Source organism: Mycoplasma sp. 246B (assembly GCF_054353935.1).
This window is the reverse complement of sequence record NZ_JBTHHM010000002.1, coordinates 1-21,319: the sequence shown is the minus strand read 5'-3', so window position 1 is coordinate 21,319 and position 21,319 is coordinate 1. Positions and strand designations below refer to the sequence as shown.

General features: G+C 27.4%; 7 protein-coding genes. 4 read left to right on the top strand and 3 right to left on the bottom strand.

The annotated features are described in order from the left end of the window. Positions 1 to 44: 44 nt before the first annotated feature. Positions 45 to 6,716 (bottom strand): beta-N-acetylglucosaminidase domain-containing protein, encoded by a 6,672-nt coding sequence (locus ACXYRR_RS01230; protein ID WP_458597398.1) that lies wholly within the window; start codon positions 6,714 to 6,716, stop codon positions 45 to 47. 229 nt (positions 6,717 to 6,945) lie between these two features. Here ACXYRR_RS01230 and ACXYRR_RS01225 point away from each other — a divergent pair, with 229 nt between their 5' ends. The 4 genes from ACXYRR_RS01225 to ACXYRR_RS01210 are packed head-to-tail and all read left to right on the top strand — an operon-like array spanning position 6,946 to position 9,812. Beyond that, positions 6,946 to 8,025 (top strand): DNA cytosine methyltransferase, encoded by a 1,080-nt coding sequence (locus tag ACXYRR_RS01225; RefSeq protein WP_458597397.1) that lies wholly within the window; start codon positions 6,946 to 6,948, stop codon positions 8,023 to 8,025. Continuing rightward, on the top strand, positions 8,009 to 8,716 hold the full coding sequence (locus ACXYRR_RS01220; protein WP_458597396.1) for a DNA-methyltransferase: 708 nt from the start codon (positions 8,009 to 8,011) through the stop codon (positions 8,714 to 8,716). Before ACXYRR_RS01225 ends, ACXYRR_RS01220 begins: the two co-directional genes overlap by 17 nt. Beyond that, positions 8,703 to 9,200, top strand: a complete 498-nt coding sequence (locus ACXYRR_RS01215; protein WP_458597395.1) for a hypothetical protein — start codon at positions 8,703 to 8,705, stop codon at positions 9,198 to 9,200. The genes ACXYRR_RS01220 and ACXYRR_RS01215 overlap by 14 nt, the downstream gene beginning before the upstream one ends. 51 nt (positions 9,201 to 9,251) lie before the next feature. After that, entirely contained in the window at positions 9,252 to 9,812 is a 561-nt protein-coding gene (locus ACXYRR_RS01210) for a hypothetical protein (RefSeq protein WP_458597394.1), read from the top strand. 179 nt (positions 9,813 to 9,991) lie between these two features. On the opposite strand, the gene ACXYRR_RS01205 is transcribed toward ACXYRR_RS01210, so the two are convergent. Both ACXYRR_RS01205 and ACXYRR_RS01200 read right to left on the bottom strand, forming a co-directional pair. Beyond that, positions 9,992 to 15,907, bottom strand: a complete 5,916-nt coding sequence (locus ACXYRR_RS01205) for a beta-N-acetylglucosaminidase domain-containing protein (protein WP_458597393.1) — start codon at positions 15,905 to 15,907, stop codon at positions 9,992 to 9,994. Beyond that, a complete protein-coding gene (locus ACXYRR_RS01200) occupies positions 15,907 to 21,108 on the bottom strand; it encodes an MGA_1079 family surface serine endopeptidase (protein WP_458597392.1) in 5,202 nt (1,733 codons plus the stop codon). The genes ACXYRR_RS01205 and ACXYRR_RS01200 overlap by 1 nt, the downstream gene beginning before the upstream one ends. Positions 21,109 to 21,319 lie beyond the last annotated feature (211 nt).

The window sequence follows — 21,319 nt, the reverse complement described above, 5'->3', positions numbered from 1 at the left end:
GGTGTTTTTACAAACAAAAAGCAGCCTATACGGCTACTTAGAGATTATTTCTTACGCTTTTTCATAAATCACCATACAAAGATTCCAACAATACTTAAAACAACTAATGAAGCAACAACAGCACCTATAATAGCACCACTATTACTTGATTTACCGGTAGGTTTTTTATTTTCTTCTTGTTTTGCTTTGTCTTTTTGCGCTTGTTCTTGCTCATTTTTTGTTTTTAGATCATTTTCAAACTTTGTAAGTTCTGCTTTAAAGTCGCTAAGTGATTGTAAGGTTTTGGTAAGATTTTGATATTTAGTTTTCAAATCTTGAGCTTGTGCATTATTTGTAGGAAGTTTTGCAAGCATATCTTGCACTTGTTTATCAAGAGCATCAAGTTCCTTTTGCTCTTTTTCAGCTTGTGCATCACGATCTTGTTTTTCTTGGGCTAATTGTTTATTAATTGCATCTTTAACTGCTTTAAAATCATTAATATCAGTGATTGAATTAATTTTGAAATTAAAGGCTTCTTGTTTTTTTGTGTCAGTTACTTGTTTATTTAAATCAACTACTTCTGCCTTAGCAGCATCGAATGCTTTTTGGTTTTGAACTTCAAGATCATAAGCATTATTTGCATTGGCTGTAACAGTATTAAACTCTGAAACTTCCTTAGCAGTTTCTAGTTGCTTAATTAGATTATTACGTGTATTAATATCTTTAATTTTAGCTACGGCTTCAGAAGCATCTGCGTAAGCTTTTGCTCGCTTATCTGCTAGTTGTTTAGCTAAATTACTACGGATTTGTTTGATAATATTGCTAATATCGTCTTTGGTTGCAGATGATATTTTGCTTGCAAAATCAGCTTTATCATCTAAATTAGCAAGCAATGAATTAGCAAGGGTTTTAGCAGCATCTAATTGATTTTCTGAAATTACCAAACTTTCTTGTGCTAATTCCATTCGCGCTTGTGCATCTTTAATATCTTGTTCACTAATACGGTTGATATCTTGTTGAGAGTTTTTAATTTGATTAAAGACTCTTAGATAGTTATCATATGAATCGGGTGTATAAAGATTATTAGTATTTTCAATTTGCTTTTGAGTTAGTTGTTCATAGTAGTAGATTAAACGATTACGTTCTGCAATTGATTTTTGAGTTAATGCTTTTAGATTAGTTAAAGCATTATTTACTTGATCTGCTGTTACATTAGGATTTGCAATAGTATAATGTTGCGAATCAACTAAGTCATTTAATGCTGAAGCAAGTGAACTAAAGCGATGTTGGTAGCGATCGGTAAATGCATAGGTGTTATTTTCTAAATAATCATTGTATGCTTTTAGCATCTTAGAACGATTCGAAGCAACTAGTTCTGTGAATTTAGTTTTATATTGGTTATTTAAATCGCGGTATCCAAGTGGATCAAGACCATCAGTTGCTAACTTAGTATTAATTTGATCTACAATTGCTTTTAAAGCTTGATAAGATTCATTAGTATAGTTAATTTTATTTAAGGTTCCAAAATTATTAACATTAAGCAATGCTTGTTGATATGGAAGATCAGATTTTACTAATGCATTTTTAGCAGTATCGTATGCACTTGAAAGATTAGTTACATCAGCAGTAGAAATATTACCTTTATTTTTAAGAGCATTTTGGATATTTAATAATGCTACATCATATTGAGCAAATGAATCTGGAGTATATAAGATATTATCAGTATTTGTTACAGGCTCTTTTATTTTGGTTTCCAAATCAGATGTATTAGTTGCTTTTGTGACAGCTGAATTTTTAATACTATCTGCCATTGCTTTAATTTCATTAACAGTTTGTTGGGTTAATAATTCATCAGTTGCAGCAGCAGTTGTAGCTAATGCTTTAACTTTATCATAACTTGCTTTAGTTGCATCGGTTCAACTATCATATTCAGCTGGATTGGTTTTAATGGTATCTAAATCAGTTTTAGATGTATCGGTAGTTTGATTTTTGAAGAATCCGACTATTTCAGCTATCTTAGGTTTATTAGTAGTTCATTTAATTTCAATTGATGTGATTGCTTTATTACTTTCTCTTGGTACTTTAAATTCAACTACATTATTAAATAAAGTTCCTAATTTAGTTTGTGTCGTATCAGCAGATGTGCTAGAAGTATCAATGATATTTGCATATACTTCAGCATTTGAAGGAACACCTTCACTTACTATTCTTAGATCACGACGGTTGAAATAATCTTTTTCAACATATCATTTAATATTTCCATTATCTGATTTAGGTTCATAATAACTATGGATATCAGCATCTAACATCTTATCAGGTGTGGTATTTTGTGAAGTTTCTGAATATGATGTTCCGGTAAATCTTGGATCATTATCAGCTGCTACATATTCACCATCATTGACTAAAATTTGATTAAAGGTTAATTTACGATCTGCTGGATAATTTGCTTTAATAGTAAATTTAATGTATCTAGCTTTAGTATTTGGAGTTATATTAGATGATGCTCAATATTTTACATCTGGATGGTTTGGATCATCTGTTGCATTAGTAGTTTCACCTAATCTTGAATTTGAATCGGTATCAGCAGTAGAATCACCGATGGTTAACACATCGGTTCATGAAGAAGAAGAAGAATTAGTAGTAGCAACACTAACAACCAAATCTCTCGGATAGTCTTTGGTGTATTTATCAGCAAAAAGTTTTAATGATTTTAAAGTTACTTCGCGACCTAAATCAAAGATTAGATTATCATCTTTAACAGGTGGTTTAGCAAAAATAACTTTGCTATTATAATCTCCATCAAAAGCATTTTTTAAGGTTCCAAAATCAGCATTTAAGGTTCCTGAAACAAAACTTCCATATGGTTTATATTCCACAATATGTGCTTTTAAATCTTTAAATTGCATTGATATAACACTACTTGATTCATCAGTTTTGGTATTCTTGATACGGACATAACGCATTTGGGTTGGCGATGCTAAAGTATCGGATGTCATATCAGTTCAGATGTATCCATCGGTTGAGTATTGTGTTTTTAAGGCTGAATCTTGCGATGTTCCGATGTCTTTATTAATAGTATCAACAGTATAAACATTTCCTAGATCTAATCCCACACTTTCATCTTTATTTAAATTAACAGCAGTTGCGGTTTGTGGTGTTGTTTTATTAAATAATTCAAAGGTATCACCATTTCTTTTGGTTAAGAAGTTAGTATTAGATGCCGGATGTGAACCAAGATATTTATCAGTAGGTTGTTCTATTTCAGTATAACTAATATCACGGATTCTTCAAGGAGCATTAATTGATTTATTTGCCTTAATACGCACACCGGTAACAAGCCCTCAAGCAGATGGGATTGATACTTGTTGGTCTTCAGATACTGATGTTAATTCTACTTTTTTAGTATCTGGTGTTTGATTATTTATCTTAGGAAGAATAATAAGATTTGGAACTAAACCACTTGGGTCTTGTTTGATATTCAATGTAGATAGTTGCACCGGACGGGTGAATTCGATATCAAAATAATCATTTGCTTGGATGTTTTTATTACTAGCATCATGATCGATAATTGCTACAGTATTTGGATTTGAATCAAGTGCATTATTAAAACCACTTGAACGATCTGGTGTTAAGGTTGAAGAAATTGATAATTGTGGTTTAGCTTTATAATTTGGTCCATAAACAGCGATATCATTAATTCTTCATCAATGATTTGTAGTTGAATTTACTTTAAATCTAAAATCTTGTGCATTTGCATAACCACTGATTGCTAGGATATTAGAGTTATTATTATTAGTATTTAATGTAGTTGAACCAAATTGTTTTCATTGAGTAGAAGTATAAGAATCAGATGGATCTTTATACTCAACAGTGATTGATGATACGACATCGGTCTTAGTAGTTCATCCTTGTTGTAGTTGGATTTCAGTAACAACTTGTTGTTCATTTAAAGAAAAACCTAAGGTTTTACCTTCAGAAATTTTATCATCATTTGAACCAGTATTAGTTTGTGGATTTGAAAATTGTGATTCAGTATTTTTATTTCCATCTGCTAAATAAGTAGTATTAGAATTTTTATTAATTAAGGTGGTATTATTTGAATTATAAGTTACATTATTATATTTTTGTGGGTTTTGTGGGTTTGGACGAAATTCTAATAAACGCATCCATTTTTTTCGTCCATTACCTGTTTCATGATTAACTAATTTCACTGCAATTACATTATCAATTGGAGTAAAGGTAAAATCTTTTCCATATACATCAGTATCGGTATAAGAAATATTAGTATTTTGATTATTAGGTGAAGTATATGATGTTATATTATTTCATTGACTAGAACCTGCTAATTGATATTGTAATATTGAAGTTAGAAAATAATCTTGATTATTTGCTCAGAATCTTAGATGAACCCCTCATAATGTGGTTGGTTCACTGAATTTAGCACCGATGTAATCTCCGTTTTTAAGAGTAGATTGTGTTCCATCAAATGAATCTTGATAAATAATTTGGTTAGTATTAAACGGTTTGAAAGCATCTTGTAGGTTTGTAGAACCTGATGGATATTGCATATTAGTTATAAATGTAGTGGTATGTGTAGTTGGTTGTAAAGTATATCCATCAATTTTACTGTCTGCTCAGTTCATTAATACATCAGCAAGTGGTTGGATGTATTGAACAGCAGGTTCTACTTGGATTAATTGTCCAGATAACACTACTTTGTAATGATTACGAGCATCATAAATTACATCTTTTGCTGCTTGCACTAGTTGTACAAATTCATCCTTATTATTATTTTTAAATTCAATAACGGCTTGTAATAATGAAGAAACTCCTTTAGTAAGTTGTTGGAAAGATTGTAATCATGGTTTGATTTCAACTAAAAGTTGCGGGATATCTTTTGATGTTAATAAAGTGTTTAAAGAATCTAAAATAGTTTGAAAAGGTTGAATCAGCGGATTTACATCTGTTGCTGTCACAGTATCATTATTTAGTTTTTGAACTAATGTATTTATAGGTTGTTGGATATTTGCTGATTCATCTAAATCTGGTTCTGGACTAAAAACTTGTCCTTTGTTAACAAGGTGTTTAGCTACTTCTTTATATGCTAAAGAAACTGGTGAATCTTGCTCTGAGTTATTAATTGAATGTTTAAATGCTGCTGATAATACCTTATTAATTTCATCATCAGTTTTTCATTTCTTTCATCCATAGTTTGCTCCACCAAACATCGCAATTTTTGATGCTTGTTCATATGGAGATGCATTTAAAAATAATCCTGTAAATTTAGTAGTATCTGGATTTGGTTTTAAAAATGCTTTATAACCACCTAATATTAATTTAGATTGTGTAGTTTCTGTATACGGTCAATTAACTCAAAGAATTGGACTGTTAAGTGTATATGACTTAGATGATTCAGAAGAATTGGTATGATTAACATAAGAGTTAGTAAATGTATCATCTACAGTTCTTTCGCTACCACCACCCATAATTACTTGAACTTCTGATGGAAAGTCTTTAAAATATTCTTCACCAGTACCAGAATATTCATTAACTAAATATGGAAGAGTAACTTTTAAATCCGGATAAACTTGTTTTTCTAATTTCAATCAAGCAACTAAATCTGATAGTAATTTTTTTTGCTGTGTTTGACTATCGTTGTTTTCTGGTGTTGCTACAGCACCAGATGTAGCTTGTCCTGAACTTGAATCACCTTCAGAACCATTATCTGTTGCTTGTGCAGCAGGAGCAGGATTAGGAGTACTATTAGTACTTTGGGTGCTTTCAAACGGTTTATTAGGTCCATCGGCAACTAATCCAACTTGACGTACACCAGCATCGATAACTTGTTTAAATTTAGCTTTAAGTTTTTCAAATTTCTCTGCATAGTTTGCTTTGGTAAATGCATCAGTTCCTACAAAAGGATTTAATGTATAAATAAAACTTACCTTTGTTGCAGCAGATGTAGAAGCTAAATCCTTAATTTTAGTTAATTCATCTTCTGTGTTTAATGTAGATCATTGAGTATTTGTTTTTAAATCATCTTTGGGTGCATAAAAGTATGCATTAAGTTTATAGTAACTTCCTCACTTCATATAATCTTTAGAAGCATCTAATGATCATCCATCGCCATAGTATCCTTGGATAACTCCACGGGTTGCTACATCAGCTCAATCCTTGATTTCAAAGTCTCTGATTTTGCTTCCATCAAGTTGTTTAAAGATATGTCACAAAGTTGTAGCACCATCAAAGGCAGCCTCGGTATTTTTAGCAACTAATGTAATGTAATTAGTGGTATAGTTGCTATCTTTTACTGATTTTGTATCTAATTGATATGATTCAATTTTTGAATCTAATACAGTATCAAAGGTGATTCCAAGTGATTTAACTTGGTTATCAACCAAGTTATCAGAATCATTTCTGATTCCTACTAAAATATTTGTCTTACCAGGGATAACTCTGCGAGTTTGACTATAAGTAAGATTTTTGAGTTTTAAAACTTCCTTGAAGCGATTTATGGTTGCATTATCAATACCGTCTTCAAAAACGATATTTACATCATTAGAGATTAAAAAATCTGAATTTTGATATGTAATGCTTTGTACTCCAGGGTAAATTTCATATGTAGTATTATTTGATGTTGCTGGTGAACCAGCTGACACACCAACTGAGATACTTGCTATCAAACCGACACTACCGGCAGCAGCAAGTAAAGTTTTAACTTTCTTTTTTAAATTCATATTACCTCGAATAAATATTAAAGGTATATAAATATATTGAAACTATATATAAGTAAAATCATTCAACTTATATATATATATATATACGGTGTAATTATACCAATTTCGAAAAAATATCTATATTTAGTAGCAAAATATTTATCATAAAAAATGATAAATTTTATGTAATTTATCTTATTTATAAGAATCAATGTTTAAAATAAGATATAATTAAAAAATAAAGGAAAAAATGAAGTATAGAATCTTAGATTTATTTTGTGGAGCAGGTGGTTTTTCATTGGGATTTGAACAAAATCCTAATTTTAAAACATTAATAGCAGTAGATTTTGATCAAAATGCTACTAATACTTTTAAAAATAATTTTCCTGATTCAGAAGTTATTTGTGGTAATATAACTAATATAGATATAAAAAAACAGATAATTAAAAAATCAAAAGATGTTAATATTAATATGATTATTGGTGGTCCTCCATGTCAAGGATATAGTCTCAAAGGAAAAAATTTAGGATTTGATGATCCAAGAAATTTCTTATTTTTAGAATATTTTGATATTGTAAAAAATATAAGTCCTGAGATTTTTATCATTGAAAATGTTAAGAATCTACTGAATGCACAGAAAGGATATTTTATTAAGCAAATTTATCAAATGTTTACTGATTTAGGTTATTATGTTTCTTATGGAGTTTTAAATGCAAAGAATTTTGGGATTCCACAAAATCGTGAACGTGCAATTATTATTGGATGCAAAGATAAAGAGATTTTGCTCCCCAAATCTAATATTGATAAACACATAAGTGTTTATGATGCTATTTCTGATTTAAATTATCTGTGTTCTGGTGAAGGCAGTTTTCAAAGTGAGTATCTATATAAACCACTAAGTAGTTACCAAAAAAATCTAAGAGGAGATAAGTTGTATAATCATATTGCAACCAAACACTCAAAAATCGCTTTAGAAAAACTTGCTATGATACCAGAGCAAGGGGATAAAAGTTTTTTACCTAAACACCTATGAGGTAAACAACAATTCAACACTACATGAGCAAGATTAAAATGAGATGATGTATCCTCTACAATTGATACCCGTTTTGATACTCCATCAAATGGAAGAAATTCACATCCGGTATTAAATCGCGCTATTACTCCAAGAGAAGCAGCCAGAATCCAAAGTTTTCCAGATACTTTTATTTTTTATGGTCCTAAAACAAGTATCTGCAGACAAATAGGTAATGCAGTTCCTCCAATGCTAGCTAAAGCAATAGCGGATCATATTGATTTAGAAATGGAAGAGATTAATGCAAGAAAAAATTAGAATCCATCATGCTGATGCATATGAGATAATAAATCAGTTTAAAAAAGAGAATATTAAAGTTAATCACATTATCTGTGATCCACCTTATAATATTTCAGCAAAGCATAATTTTAATACCTTAAATAACCCACGACAAGGTGTATATTTTGGATTATGAGATATTAATTTTGATTTGTTTTCTTGAATTAAACCTTATTCGAAATTAATTGACAAAAATGGAAGTTTTATTATTTTTTGTTCGTATAAATATATAAGTTTCATCATAAAAGAATTAGGAGAGGTAGGATTTATAACTAAAGATGTTTTAATTTGACAAAAGAATAACCCGATGCCCAGAAACATCAAACGTCGCTATGTGCAAGATATGGAATTTGCCATCTGAGCCGTCAAAAAAGGTGCAAAATGGGTTTTTAATAAACCTGATGATAAAGTGTATTTACGATCCTTGTTTTCTTTCCCAATTGTATCAGGGAATGAAAGAAGTAAACACCCGACTCAAAAAAGTTTAGCATTGATGCAGCAAATTATAAATATTCATACAAATATAGATGATGTTATTTTAGATCCATTTATGGGGAGTGGGAGCACAGGAGTTGCCGCGATAAAAAATAATCGAAAATTTATTGGTGTAGAAATTGATGAAAAATATTATAAGATAGCAGAAAAGAGATTATTCGATGATAAAAGTTAGTAAGTTATTGGATCAAAATATTCATTCTTTTTTATACGGGGAGTTAATAAGTAGAATTTTAGTTTCAAAAGATAATAAATACTTTGCCGTTGTTAGTTCATATCAAGAATCTAAGAAAATTAATTCGTCAAAGCAAGAATTTTTAATGTATTCTAATCAATATCTACAATTCATTAAAAACCTAGATACTAGATACAACTGAATTGATTATCATGAATATACACAAAACTATAAATATACTAATTTTGCTTTCAATGGAAAAGAAAAAGCTATTTTGTTAATACAAAACGATTTAAATTTAACTGAAAATAATCTTTTTAATCGTTTATATTCTAAGATTTTTCAAACATCAGATTTTAATGAAAGCGAAAGTATAACAGGACCTAAAAAATGATTTATTAGAGGATTTTTTGAAAGTAGAGGTAGCATAGATACATCGCTGAATTTTTTAAGTATTGATTTATTTTATAACAGTAAATTTTAGCTCAATAAGATCAAATTATTAACTGATGTATTTAATATTCCAATATCAGTTTTGAATATCAATTTTAGACAACTACAAAAACAGTTTGTTGAAAATATTAACCGACGAAACACACAATTAAGAATTAATTTAAAGTGATATATAAATCAGATCGGAATTATAAATAACTATAAATTTAAAATCATTTTAAGTAATTATTCGTTTGGTAAAGCTATAAAAATAGATGAATTAAATTTCATTGAATGTCAGTTGTCATATCAGAATAAACCTAATAAATTAAATTCTGTAATTGATTTCTTTATTTCTCTGGTTTTAGATAAAGATTTATCATCATATGATGTTAAAAAACTAAGAAATGAATTATTTAAAACCGAATCATTAGATATAAAAGTAAACCGTAACAAACAATTAGTATCTTACATTTTGTTGAATACTCCTGATGTTTGTTATGGGTGCATCAATCGATATCCACTTGAACATAGAACTTTTATGCATAAGAAAACAGGCAGAAATTATTTTGAAATTCATCATAATATTTCACTTTCAAATAATCAGATGCTAGATAACATAGATAATCTGGTGAAATTATGTCCTGTTGTCACAGTTGCTTAAAGAAAAATGTCGGAACTGAGTTAGAACAAAAAAATATAATCAAGAGTATTCTTAAAAATGCTGAAAATTTAAAAGAATTTGCAATTAATTTCTTTGATACAAGCAATATAGACAAGGTAATCAACTACATTTATCAAAGCCTTTGCTAATGCATAAGATAATTACACAAAATCAACATCCTAGGATGTTGATTTTCTAGATTTTGAATTATTTTTCTTTGAAAAATATCTATAACCAAAGTAGTAGGTAAATAAAATAGTTGGTGTAATTATTAGAGCAAGAATGATTGGTAAACCAATATCCAAGAAATTATTAGGTTTTTCTTTGATAATTTGGCTATTTACATCATTTAAAAGGTTATTTCATTGTAATTCAGTATGTATATTAGCTTTTTTGTTTAAAAATTCTGATTTTTTATTTGAATCATTTACTTTATTGATTAGAGTATCTAAATTATTCATCATTTTATTGTCTGTATTTATTGACATTTTAATAGCATCTATTATCCCGAGTAATTGTTCTGATGAATTTTTAGTTTTTACAATGTCATGATAAAGTTTTTTCTCATCTGAAAAAGTAATTTCTTCCACTAATTTATTTATACCATCTTTGTCTATTTTGCTTTTATAAGCATCTAATTGTTTTAGTATCTTTTCGATATCATCATATTTTAAGGTATTATTTTTAATTTTATTATCAGTATCTTTTGATAAAGCATCCATTTGCTTTATTACATCATTTGAAAAAATATATTTATAGTTCGGATTGATAAATAACTTTTGCTGCAATGAATGAATTTGATTACTTTTATCTAGTGTAAATTTGTTAAACAAGTTATTTAGATAATTAATATTAATATCTCTTGCAGTTTGTGATGTATTTGGATCAGTTATTATTGCATCTTTAACTATAAATTCATTATTTAAATCTTTTGATAACTGCATTCAATTTGGTCACTGATTCTTTAAAATATCAATAAATTTATTTTTAATGCTGTTTTGATATGTTTGAATACTTTTACCATTTTGGTTATATTTAAGTTGTTGATATTTATCGATAAATGTATTATTTAACTCTTTATACTCTTGTTCACTTGTATTTAAACTTAATTGTTGATTAATATTATCAACAACATCCTTAAGTTCATTTAAACTTTCTTTTGTATAAATATTGGTATTTAAATTTTTAAATTCCCTTAAATCTAAACGAACATTTTCTTGATTATAAATGGAGTTTTTTAAATTATCTTTTGCTTGATTATAAAGATTGATCAAATCATTTGCTGCATTTATTGATATATCAGTTTTGCTATTAATAATATCCAAAATTTTGTTATAGATAGTTAAATATTGCTCATATGATAAGTTTGTATATTGATGCTGGCTATTATCAACTTTATTAGAAATTAATGTTGATAATTGGCTTAAATCCACTTTTGTATGAGCATTTGAAATAATATTATTAAGTTTCAAAATCATATAATTAATAGTATCTTGATTTAGGTATTCCGAAGCATTTGCCAATTGTGCTTTAGCAAATATTTCATCATATGCTTGCATATCTACATTAGTTCATTTTGGATAATTAACATCTTTTGCTGCAAGTAATTTTTCTAACTTGGATTTATCAACATTGATTGGTGTATCGGGTTTATCGACAAAGACAATTTGAGAAATTTGTGGTATTAAATTGCTTCAACTTATCTTGATTGAAATTATTTTATGATGTTCATTAGTAGGTAAAATAAATCCGGTGCTATAAGCAAGTAAATTGCCTAAAATAACGGTATTTTTAGTTTTATTTTGCTCATCATAAATGGTTGCTGATACTTGTGCATTTGCAGGGGTTAAAGCAAAAATTTCAAGATTTTTGTTTGTGTATGTATCATAACTAAAATCGTATGTTAAGCTGCCATTTTCAGAAATAGGTTTATAAAAAGTATCTAAATTTTGGTCAAGTAGATTTAAAACACCATAATCTTTTTGTGAATCTATATTTGTTCCAGAAAAACCCTCGATTTTATTATTTAAAATATTTTTACCATCATTAATAACTATTTCGTTAAAGTTTAATCCGTGATTTTCTGGATAGTTATCATTAATAAAGATTTTGATATAACGGGCATTTATATTTAATTTATCTACACCTCAATAACGATAATTTGGATATTTAGCATCATAGAACCCATAATCTGTATCAGATAACTTATTAAAGGTAAATTTAGTATCATAAGTTGGTGTTGAATAGATTGTAGTTCAATTTATATTATCGTTTGACACTTGGATATCTGCATTTCTTAATCAGTTGATATTATTCAAATCTGAAAAGATTTTTATTGAATGTAAATTAATATTTGAACCTAAATCATAGGTTAAAAAGTCGCGTCTGCGTAAGTTTTTGCTAATTTTAACAACAGAATTAAAATCAGAATCAAAGGCAGCATTAGTTTTGAAAGTATCGGTTGAATTATTGCTAATGTTAGTGTCAATTAATCTGCCAAAAGGTTCTTGGTTTTGTGTGTAAATAACCATATGATTAAATGCTGCAGTTGCAATTTTATCGCTATTGTTAAATAAAATTATGTATCTAGCAGCAGTATTTGGGTTATATTCAGTTCAATCAATACCGTTAACCGATGTAAGCAAACTGATATTCTTGTTTTCAGATCAATATAAGTCGATATTTGCTATTTGATAATTTTTCTTTAAGTCAATTCCAATATAATCGCCCTTATTAAGTTGATAATTATGATTTTGACTTTGAGTATCTAAAGAAAATAATCTAAATGTTCCATTATATTCAGAAGTTGTAATATTATTAGAATTTTTTAATGATGTATATAAATACTTATTGGTATTATCACCATTAAATTCGACATCAAAAGATTTTATTTCTCAATAACTCTGTGTATTTTGAGTTGATAAAACTTTGATTCCGGTCAAAATACCTGTATTTATAGGTAAATTTATTTTTGTCAAATCATCATTTAAAGATACATTATCTAAAATATTAACAGTTTCTCCATTTAAAATCCCTTGAACTTTAACATTTGAAAGTTTATTATTAGGATTTTGTAAGATACTTATTGAAGCAACTTTACTTGGATATTTAAAATCTACTTTAAAACCTTGATTTGCATTTATATAACCGTTATTTGTATCATTTGCTAAAACAGCTGAAGTAAATTCAGTTTTATCAGTAATAAAACCAATAGAATTGTTTTGATTTGAACTTCTAACATTTTCTCGGCCTAAAATTCTAGTTCCTTCGAATCCTGGTGTTAAAACTTGTTTTTGATTTGGGTTATCATAACCTACCCTTAATCTAGTAATTCTTCATCAAGAATTATTAACAGTAGTGTTATTTACAAATCTAAATTTGTTAGTTATTGCATATCCATGAGCTTGGATGTTAAATGAATTACCATAATCATTTTTTGAACTAAAAAGTTTTCATGAATGCGATGCATCATCATAATATTCTATTTTAAAGTTACTTAGACGATCTCTACCGTTAGGTTGTCCTTGGATTAAATCGATTCTGGTTATTAATCTTTTTTCTGGAAGCATAAATGCAACAGATTGATTTTGTAAGAATGCTGATGTATTACTATGTGCCGAAAATGCTCAGTTTGTATTAAAATCATCATCCTTAATTGAATCGATGCTTCCTTCACGTTTTCATAAATCGCTTGATTCATCGGCTGTATCTTCGGTATAATCATTGTAATTGTTTTTATTTGTATCAAGTTGTTCTTGGTTAATTAATAAGTTTGTTATACCTAATCAAGCCTCTTCAGGGTTATTTTGGGTTGCTACAAGTCTTACAGCACTAACATTTTTGATATTTAAGTTATTTAACTGAATAGGTTCGATGTTATCATGAAATCTTTGATAAATTTGATTATTAACATCTGTTCAGATACCATTAATTGATCGATATTGTAATTTAGAATAAAAGAAATGATCGCGACCATCTTTCATTTGTATATAAATAGAATTTAAAGTTAATGGTTTAGAGAACTCAACACCAAAATAGTCATTTTTATTAATTCTATTAGGGTTAGTAAATAACATTTGATCTTTGTTTTGTGGATCAAAAATATTTCCAGCACCAGTATTTGGTATATCAGTTCGACTAGTTATAAATGTTTGTTGTACATCATTTATAGTTGTTTGATGAAAATGAAGTTTTTGATTTTGGATATCATCTAAGGTAGATAAAAGATAATTTATAAAAGGTTGTAAAATTTTCGGACTAATCTGAGGATTAATTGTTGTTTGATTTACATTAATTTGATGTTTAGTATTTGCTTTAATAAGGTTTTTACGTGCTAAAAACAAGTTATTAGCAAACTGGTTATCTGAATTAGTTTTAAGATTAATTAATGCATTTAAAGCATTTATAAGAGCATTATTTAAGTCGATAAATGCATTAATTCAAGGAGAAAAAGTTGTGATAAAAGAATTTTGAAAATAGTAATTTGCTAATTTTTTTAAATTGTCATTTAATGAATTAAAATAATTTTGGATATCTAAAACATCTTCAATATTGTATTTTTGAGAAGATAATAAACTTTGTAAATTTGTTAGTTTACTTTCTATATCTGTATTATTGCTTCAATCCTTTATAAAGATATTAGTAACAAAATCTTTAAATAATTTGATAAGTTCTTTGTTTTCTAATTTATTACCGATGATATCATCAAGAGCAGTGTTATAAAGTTGTTTAAAATCAGCATTATTAGCATTTCACAAGTAGTTGCTTAACATATATAAAGGAATTTGTGCATTTTCAAAAAATAATGATGGATTTAACAAAATCCCTTTAATATTTTTATATTTATCAATATTACCTGTAAATCCACTTAGATCAAAATTATTTTGAGCAGATGTTGAATTAAGAGAATTGTTTCATAAAATAATATTTTTGTTATTTATTAAATTAGCAAGATTATCAATAAAATCTTTATCATATGAATCTTTTGTGGTCGTTATAATCTTAAAATCATTCGGAATATTTGCAAAAAAGTTTGTTACATCAGCTGCAGAATTTGCAACATTATTAGCAAAGTTATCGATGATATTAAGGTTATCAAGTAAGATATAAATATCTTTATTATCTATCTGTAAGCCTTGATATCAATTGTTAAATCTACTAAAGAACTCTTGGTATATGTTTAAATTTATCTCGCTGCTGTTATTAATAATAAATCCGAATTTAGTGATTTTATTAGCAATTAGTTGCTGTATTTTTGCTTTGAAGTTCTCAAAATCACTACTTAATGATTCACTAGTCATCTTATTGTTTTTAAATATATTGAAAATAAAAACAGGTTGTATGTTAGATTTTAAACTCTTATTAACAAAAGGAATTAAAAATTCATTAAGTTGTTTATCATCATATAATTGTTTTCAATCAGAATTAAGGTATTGATCGTAATAATTACCATAAAAATACATATTAAGTTTGTGTTTTTGAGCATAATCAAGGTATTTAAAGCGTTCATTATTGCTTCAGTTGTTATTTTCTGCGGCTTCAATGATTCCGCGATCCTTGTAATCTGAATAATCTTTAATGATAAAACTTTCAATGGTGCGGTTTTGTAGTTGGTTAAAGATTTGAGTAAATGTTGCGGCTGCATAAAATTCTGATCCTTGTTTAAAACCAAAAGCAGTTATGATATTATCTCTACTTGTTAATAAATACGCATCATTTTTAAATTGAATATCATTGTTAAAATCAATATCATTTGCAATCATATTATCTACTAATTTATCAGAATTACCTGAATTTCCGATAAGAATATTAGTTTTGCCAACTTCAATTTGTTTGCTTAAGGAAACTTGATAATTCTTGGCTTTAAAAGAATTTTGCAATAAATCAATAGCACCATTAGAAATACCATCTTCAACAACCAAGTTGATTTGGTTGTTTAAAACATAATTTTTGTATAAATAATTAATTTCTTTAACTTCTGGATCAATGTTATAACTAACATGCGATGTATGATTTTGTGTATACGAAGCAGAAACAAAAAATAAAGAAGAAAGTCCTAGAAATGGAAATAGTTTTTTAAATTTACGAATTTTCATTATTTCTCCTTTATTTGCTTCATAAACCAAGGCAAAGCATATTTGTTTGGATTCACTGCATTTGCACGAATAATTTGAGAAGCAAATGAGTGTTTGTTTTTAAGTTCAAATGGGTGTTCACCGTTTCAGTTAACTCCAAAATAGTTGTAATTTAATGCATCATAGTTTCAACTTACCGAGTAGAGAAAACCAACACCAGAATTTCATAAGGAAGCAAATGAATCATCACCGATATATCTACCAGTTCCGGATGCTCCAGCACCTGAGTAAAATGGAGCATAATTTTGTTGGTATCCAACATCCATCCCTAGTGTTGAATCAACATAGTATCGAGCCGGACGGTGATCTAATATAGCTGTTTGATTTGCTCTTGGATAACTAATTGATGCAACATCTTTTGTTACAGGTGAATTCATATTGTTATATTTTCAGGTGTAATCAATTTTTGCATTATTTAATTTAAATCAGTTTTCTAAATATAAGGCTAAATCAAATTTACCTTCGTTTCTTGCTTTTGCAATTTGTTTATTAATATCTACAATTATAATAGTAGCATCGAGTCGTTCAGGGGTACGATTAGTGTTTAATAGTGGATCACCGTTATTGTTATATTGTTGAATCCCGATTCATATGGTGGTTGCCTCATTACCATCTGCACTTGTATAATCGGTTCACCCATAGCGACCACGTGTTGCATATGTAACTTCTTGTAAAAATGGAGCAGATATTGTGATATCACTAGTTCTAAAGAATAAGTTTTTACCTGATATTAGCGAAAAATCTCAAATCCCGCTTGATTGGGCATGATGGTTAGTGATTACATAAAATCTTCCATCATTTGGATCATTATTAACCTTACCAAGCATCGATGCAGTTGCAATTGCTCCTCCAGGACTATAAGCAATTGATCTACCGATAATTGCACGAACTAATTCACTGTATTTTCCATATTCTTTTAATCGAATTGATTCAAGTTGCATTTTATACCCATCATGAAATTTAAAGCTAACATTTTGGTTTGGATTATAGATATTATGATCAAAAAGATATTCAGGTTTGTTATAGAATAAATAAGGTTGATTAAAAGTATTAGCCATTATTTTAGAATAATCAAATGCATTGGTATTTCAATGAAAATCTTCAGTTTGTTGTGTTGAATCATATTTGACTTTTAAAGTAGCAGCACCGTTAGCAAATAAAAACTTGTATCCAGATAGCTCTTTTGTTACCGATGATGTTGCATTTCTGGGATCAATTATAATTTTATTTGCTGGATTCTTGGTTCATAAGGCAAAATCGATATTATTATTATTTCAACTTGCTTGCACCATAAATGTAAATTTCTTTTTATTTTTAGTTACATCTACAGCAACATTTACAATTTGCTTTTCTTTAATTTCATCATAATCAAATTCAACATCAAAAGCAGGATTTTCTGTAATACTAATATTATATCCATTTTGTATTATTGCTCCACCGTTGAAACTAAGAATTAATTTCCGATTCGATGTGTTTTGTGTAAACATCGGATCAAGAATTTTGTGTTGTAGTGTTCAAAAAATTGTATTTGTATCTTTATTTATACTTCACAATGCATCTTTTCAATAAAGTTCAAGAACCCTTTCGCGATGAACATTATTAGGTGCATTATAAATTGTTCTTAATGAATTTGCATCATTATTTGAATAAACAGGATTTTGATGTGGACTTCTTGGATTTTCTGTTTGAAAACCGTTTATTTTAAATCAACTTAATGATTTTACATGACCAGAAGCATTGCTTCCATCGAAAGTATTAACACCGAAGCGAATATAAGCAGATGTTGCATCAATTGCTTGAATTTCATCGATTCTTATTTCTGAGGCTGGTAAATCAAAGTTGCGATAGGTTAAAATTCCGTTATTACTTTTAATCTTGATAATTTGATTTAAATCATCTAGGTGTGATTGATAGTATGAAATAGTGTGTTTTACAAGTTTATTATTATCAACCGATATATCATCATAAGTAAGGTTATTAAGCATTATTTGTGGATAATGCAGTTGTTGATAATCATTGACAAAGTTTATTAAGGTAAAAGTTTGATTTGGTGAATATCTGCGATCTTGATGTTGCTTATCAATAAAACCGATTCTAAAACTTAAACCTCTTTTTCCAACTAATTTAAAGTCATAATAATAAGTAAAATATCTATTTCTAATACGGTTGATATCATTATTGTTAATCGGATATATAACTACATCTTTGTCATAATTACCTGTTCCAAATGGAATATATGTCGATAAATCCTTATTATCTGTTTTATTTGAAGCACTTCCTGATTCAATTTTAAAGAAATAACTAGCTGTAAAAAAGTGTCTTTGTTGTATAAAATCTCTTGCATTGATGATACTAAAATAATTACTTACATTACCATTACCTCATACTTGTCCATTGACTCTTACTTGCTGAATGTTGGCTTCATTTAAGTTATCGAAGATTCTGGCATCATTTGCATCAATTGCTTTATATCCATCAAAATCACTTTCTGTAAAATTGTCACCATTTTTGGGTTTTATATCAAAAAAGTCTTGTAGTTTAAAGTTAATCATATGAATCGGATTTGCATATAAATCACCTAAAAACTTAATTGGCGCTTCTTTACCATTAATTTTATATCATAAAATTAAATCAGCAGTTGCATTATAATTATCTACATTGATTACATCCTTGATAAAAATCTTATATTTACCAAATTTTGGTAAATCATAAACATCATCAAAAGCTTTTATTGCATCTGAAGCTAAATATTGTGCATGTGTATAATATGTATTAGGTTTAAATTTCAAGATGCTATAAAAATATTCTTTGCTTCCTTTTAATATCTTTTGAATTTCTGCTAAATCCTTAGCATCTTGTTGAGATGTGGGTGCATTATTTTCAAGAAAATCAACAGTATTCAATGTTGGGATAATAGCAGTCTTAATGATTTGTTTATTAAAAAGTACATTAAATTTAAAGTATAGATGCTTGTCTTGATATTTTTGATAACTTTCTATATCAAAGTTAAAGAAGTTTTCGATCCCATTGATTCTGGGTTTAAAAAACACCTTTTTATCAGTAAGTTTGATAAATTCATCCAAGGATAATTTTGATAATGATTCATAATCGACACTGTAAAATTGATCGAGATTGTTTAATATAATTTTGTTTATAAAAGGTTTAATATCATTAGAAAAAGGTATTTCTTTTTTAATTTCTGCTTTAATAAAACGATTGCTTTTTAAAAATACATTTAATGTAACTACAAGGATATTCGGATTGTTTTCTTTTAATTCTAAATTACTTACATCAAAATCAAAAACATCATCATCGCCTTCGTTTAAGAAGACACGATAGTTATTTAAGTTTATTGAACCTGAATGTAAATATTGATTAACATCATATCCATTTGGGTCCTTAGCAAGCGAAACAGTGTTATGTTTTGCTATTTGTTCTAATAATAATGAAGATAAATTATCATATGTTTTATTTATATCTATATTTTTTTCATTAAACCTTTTCAACGTGTAATAAAAATCATTTAATCTCAAAACATTTGTATCGATGTTTTCAATATCAAAGTCTTCTAAGGTATTTAATTCGCTGTTATAAATTTTGCTAAATAATATCGCAGAATCAGATAAAAAGAAATCTAATATTTTTTTAGTATCTATATGTTTTGCAGCGACAGCATCATTTGTTTTTTGTATTTCATTTTTAAGATTTTCTAAGAGCAATATAAATTGCAATGGATAATCTTTGAATTCATTAAATTCTTGCAAACTGTCTTTGCTATATGCTCGAGTTTTAAAATAGGTTTTTATTGATGTACTAAATTGATTATTTGCATTTATTTGCTGAATAAAATCTTTCTTTAGTTGAGCAAAATTACTTTCTTGTGCTTTTATTTCATTTGTTAAATATTGAACTTGTAAGGTATTAGCAAGGTTTTTCGATTGATCTAATAAAACATCTTTTTGTTTTGTTGTTAGAAATTTACTTGAATTTATTTTTTGACTTAATGCTTCAGCATATCTAATAATATCTTTTGAACGATAGTTATTTAAGATAATAAAGGATGTAATTAATTTGTTAACTTTTTTGACTTCATCTTTTAGTTCATTTAATGTAGCTAATGAATCAAAATTAGTATTCTTTAAATGAAGATATTTATTAACAACTACTTTTATTACATCACTAAAAATAATGGAATTTTGTTTTCTAAATTCTTCTATTTCTTTGATCTGCTGATTAATATAATTAACAGTTGATAAAAATTGTTCATCTTGGGCATTGACAAATAAAGAATTAGATTTAGTTTTTAAATAATTGATTAAATTTGCATCAAATTTATAATCAATATTCATTGATTTAATTTCGTTGTGATAATTTTTTAATTTATCGTCTAATATCTTCTGTTTTTGTGTTAATTCATCACTTAGAATTTGATTTAGTTCACTGAATTTTTGATTAAGAGAATTAAAATCCATACTTTTAGAATTTATAAAATTATTAATATTAAAATCAGATTGACTTATTTGTACTTCGTTATTAAAACTATATTTACTTAAATTTTGTAAATTCTTATAATTAGAATTAAAAGTTTTTAAATTTTCATTGAGTTTATTTTGAAATTCATTATTTGAAAAAAGGTTAATATTTTTAGGCATTGATTCAAAAATTTGTTGTTTGATATTATTAAAAGAATCATTATTATTTTGATTAAAAATTTTAGTAATTTGATTTCTTAATTCTGATTGAGCATTATCTTTATTAATTTTCTTAATTAAATTGTCTAAATCATGAAGCAAATTACTAAAATAATTATTTATGTTTTTATAATCAAAAGAAGAAGAATTAAGGAATTTGATAATTTCTTGATACTTATCTTTAACATCATTACTATCTCTTAACTTCTCATCATCTTTTTGCGATTTTAGTTCATTAAAATAAATAACATTTTTTGACAAACTATCGATAAAATTTCTATTTGTTATTAATTCTTTATTTGCTTGATAATCATTTTGTAGTTTATTCATTAGATTCATAAAATCATCTGAATCTAAAAAATAAAATTTTTGCTTCGGGAAATCATCATTATTATTTGTATTTGCACATGCAGCAACAAAGATAACAGGCGAAGAAGCGGGAACTAAAATAGAAAATAATTTCTTTTTCATTGATATCTCCGATTAAAATATTTTTAAGTGAGAAATAAACATAAATTCATAAAAAATTTATGTAGTTATTAAAGTAGGACAAAAAGATTAACAATTAATTCTGTTAATCTTTTTGTTTTATTAATAGGATTAACCAACACCCCTAGGGGTGTCCGCCCCAAAAATATTAAAGAAAGGAAAGCAATGTCAAGGCATTTTAAGAAGGAAGAAT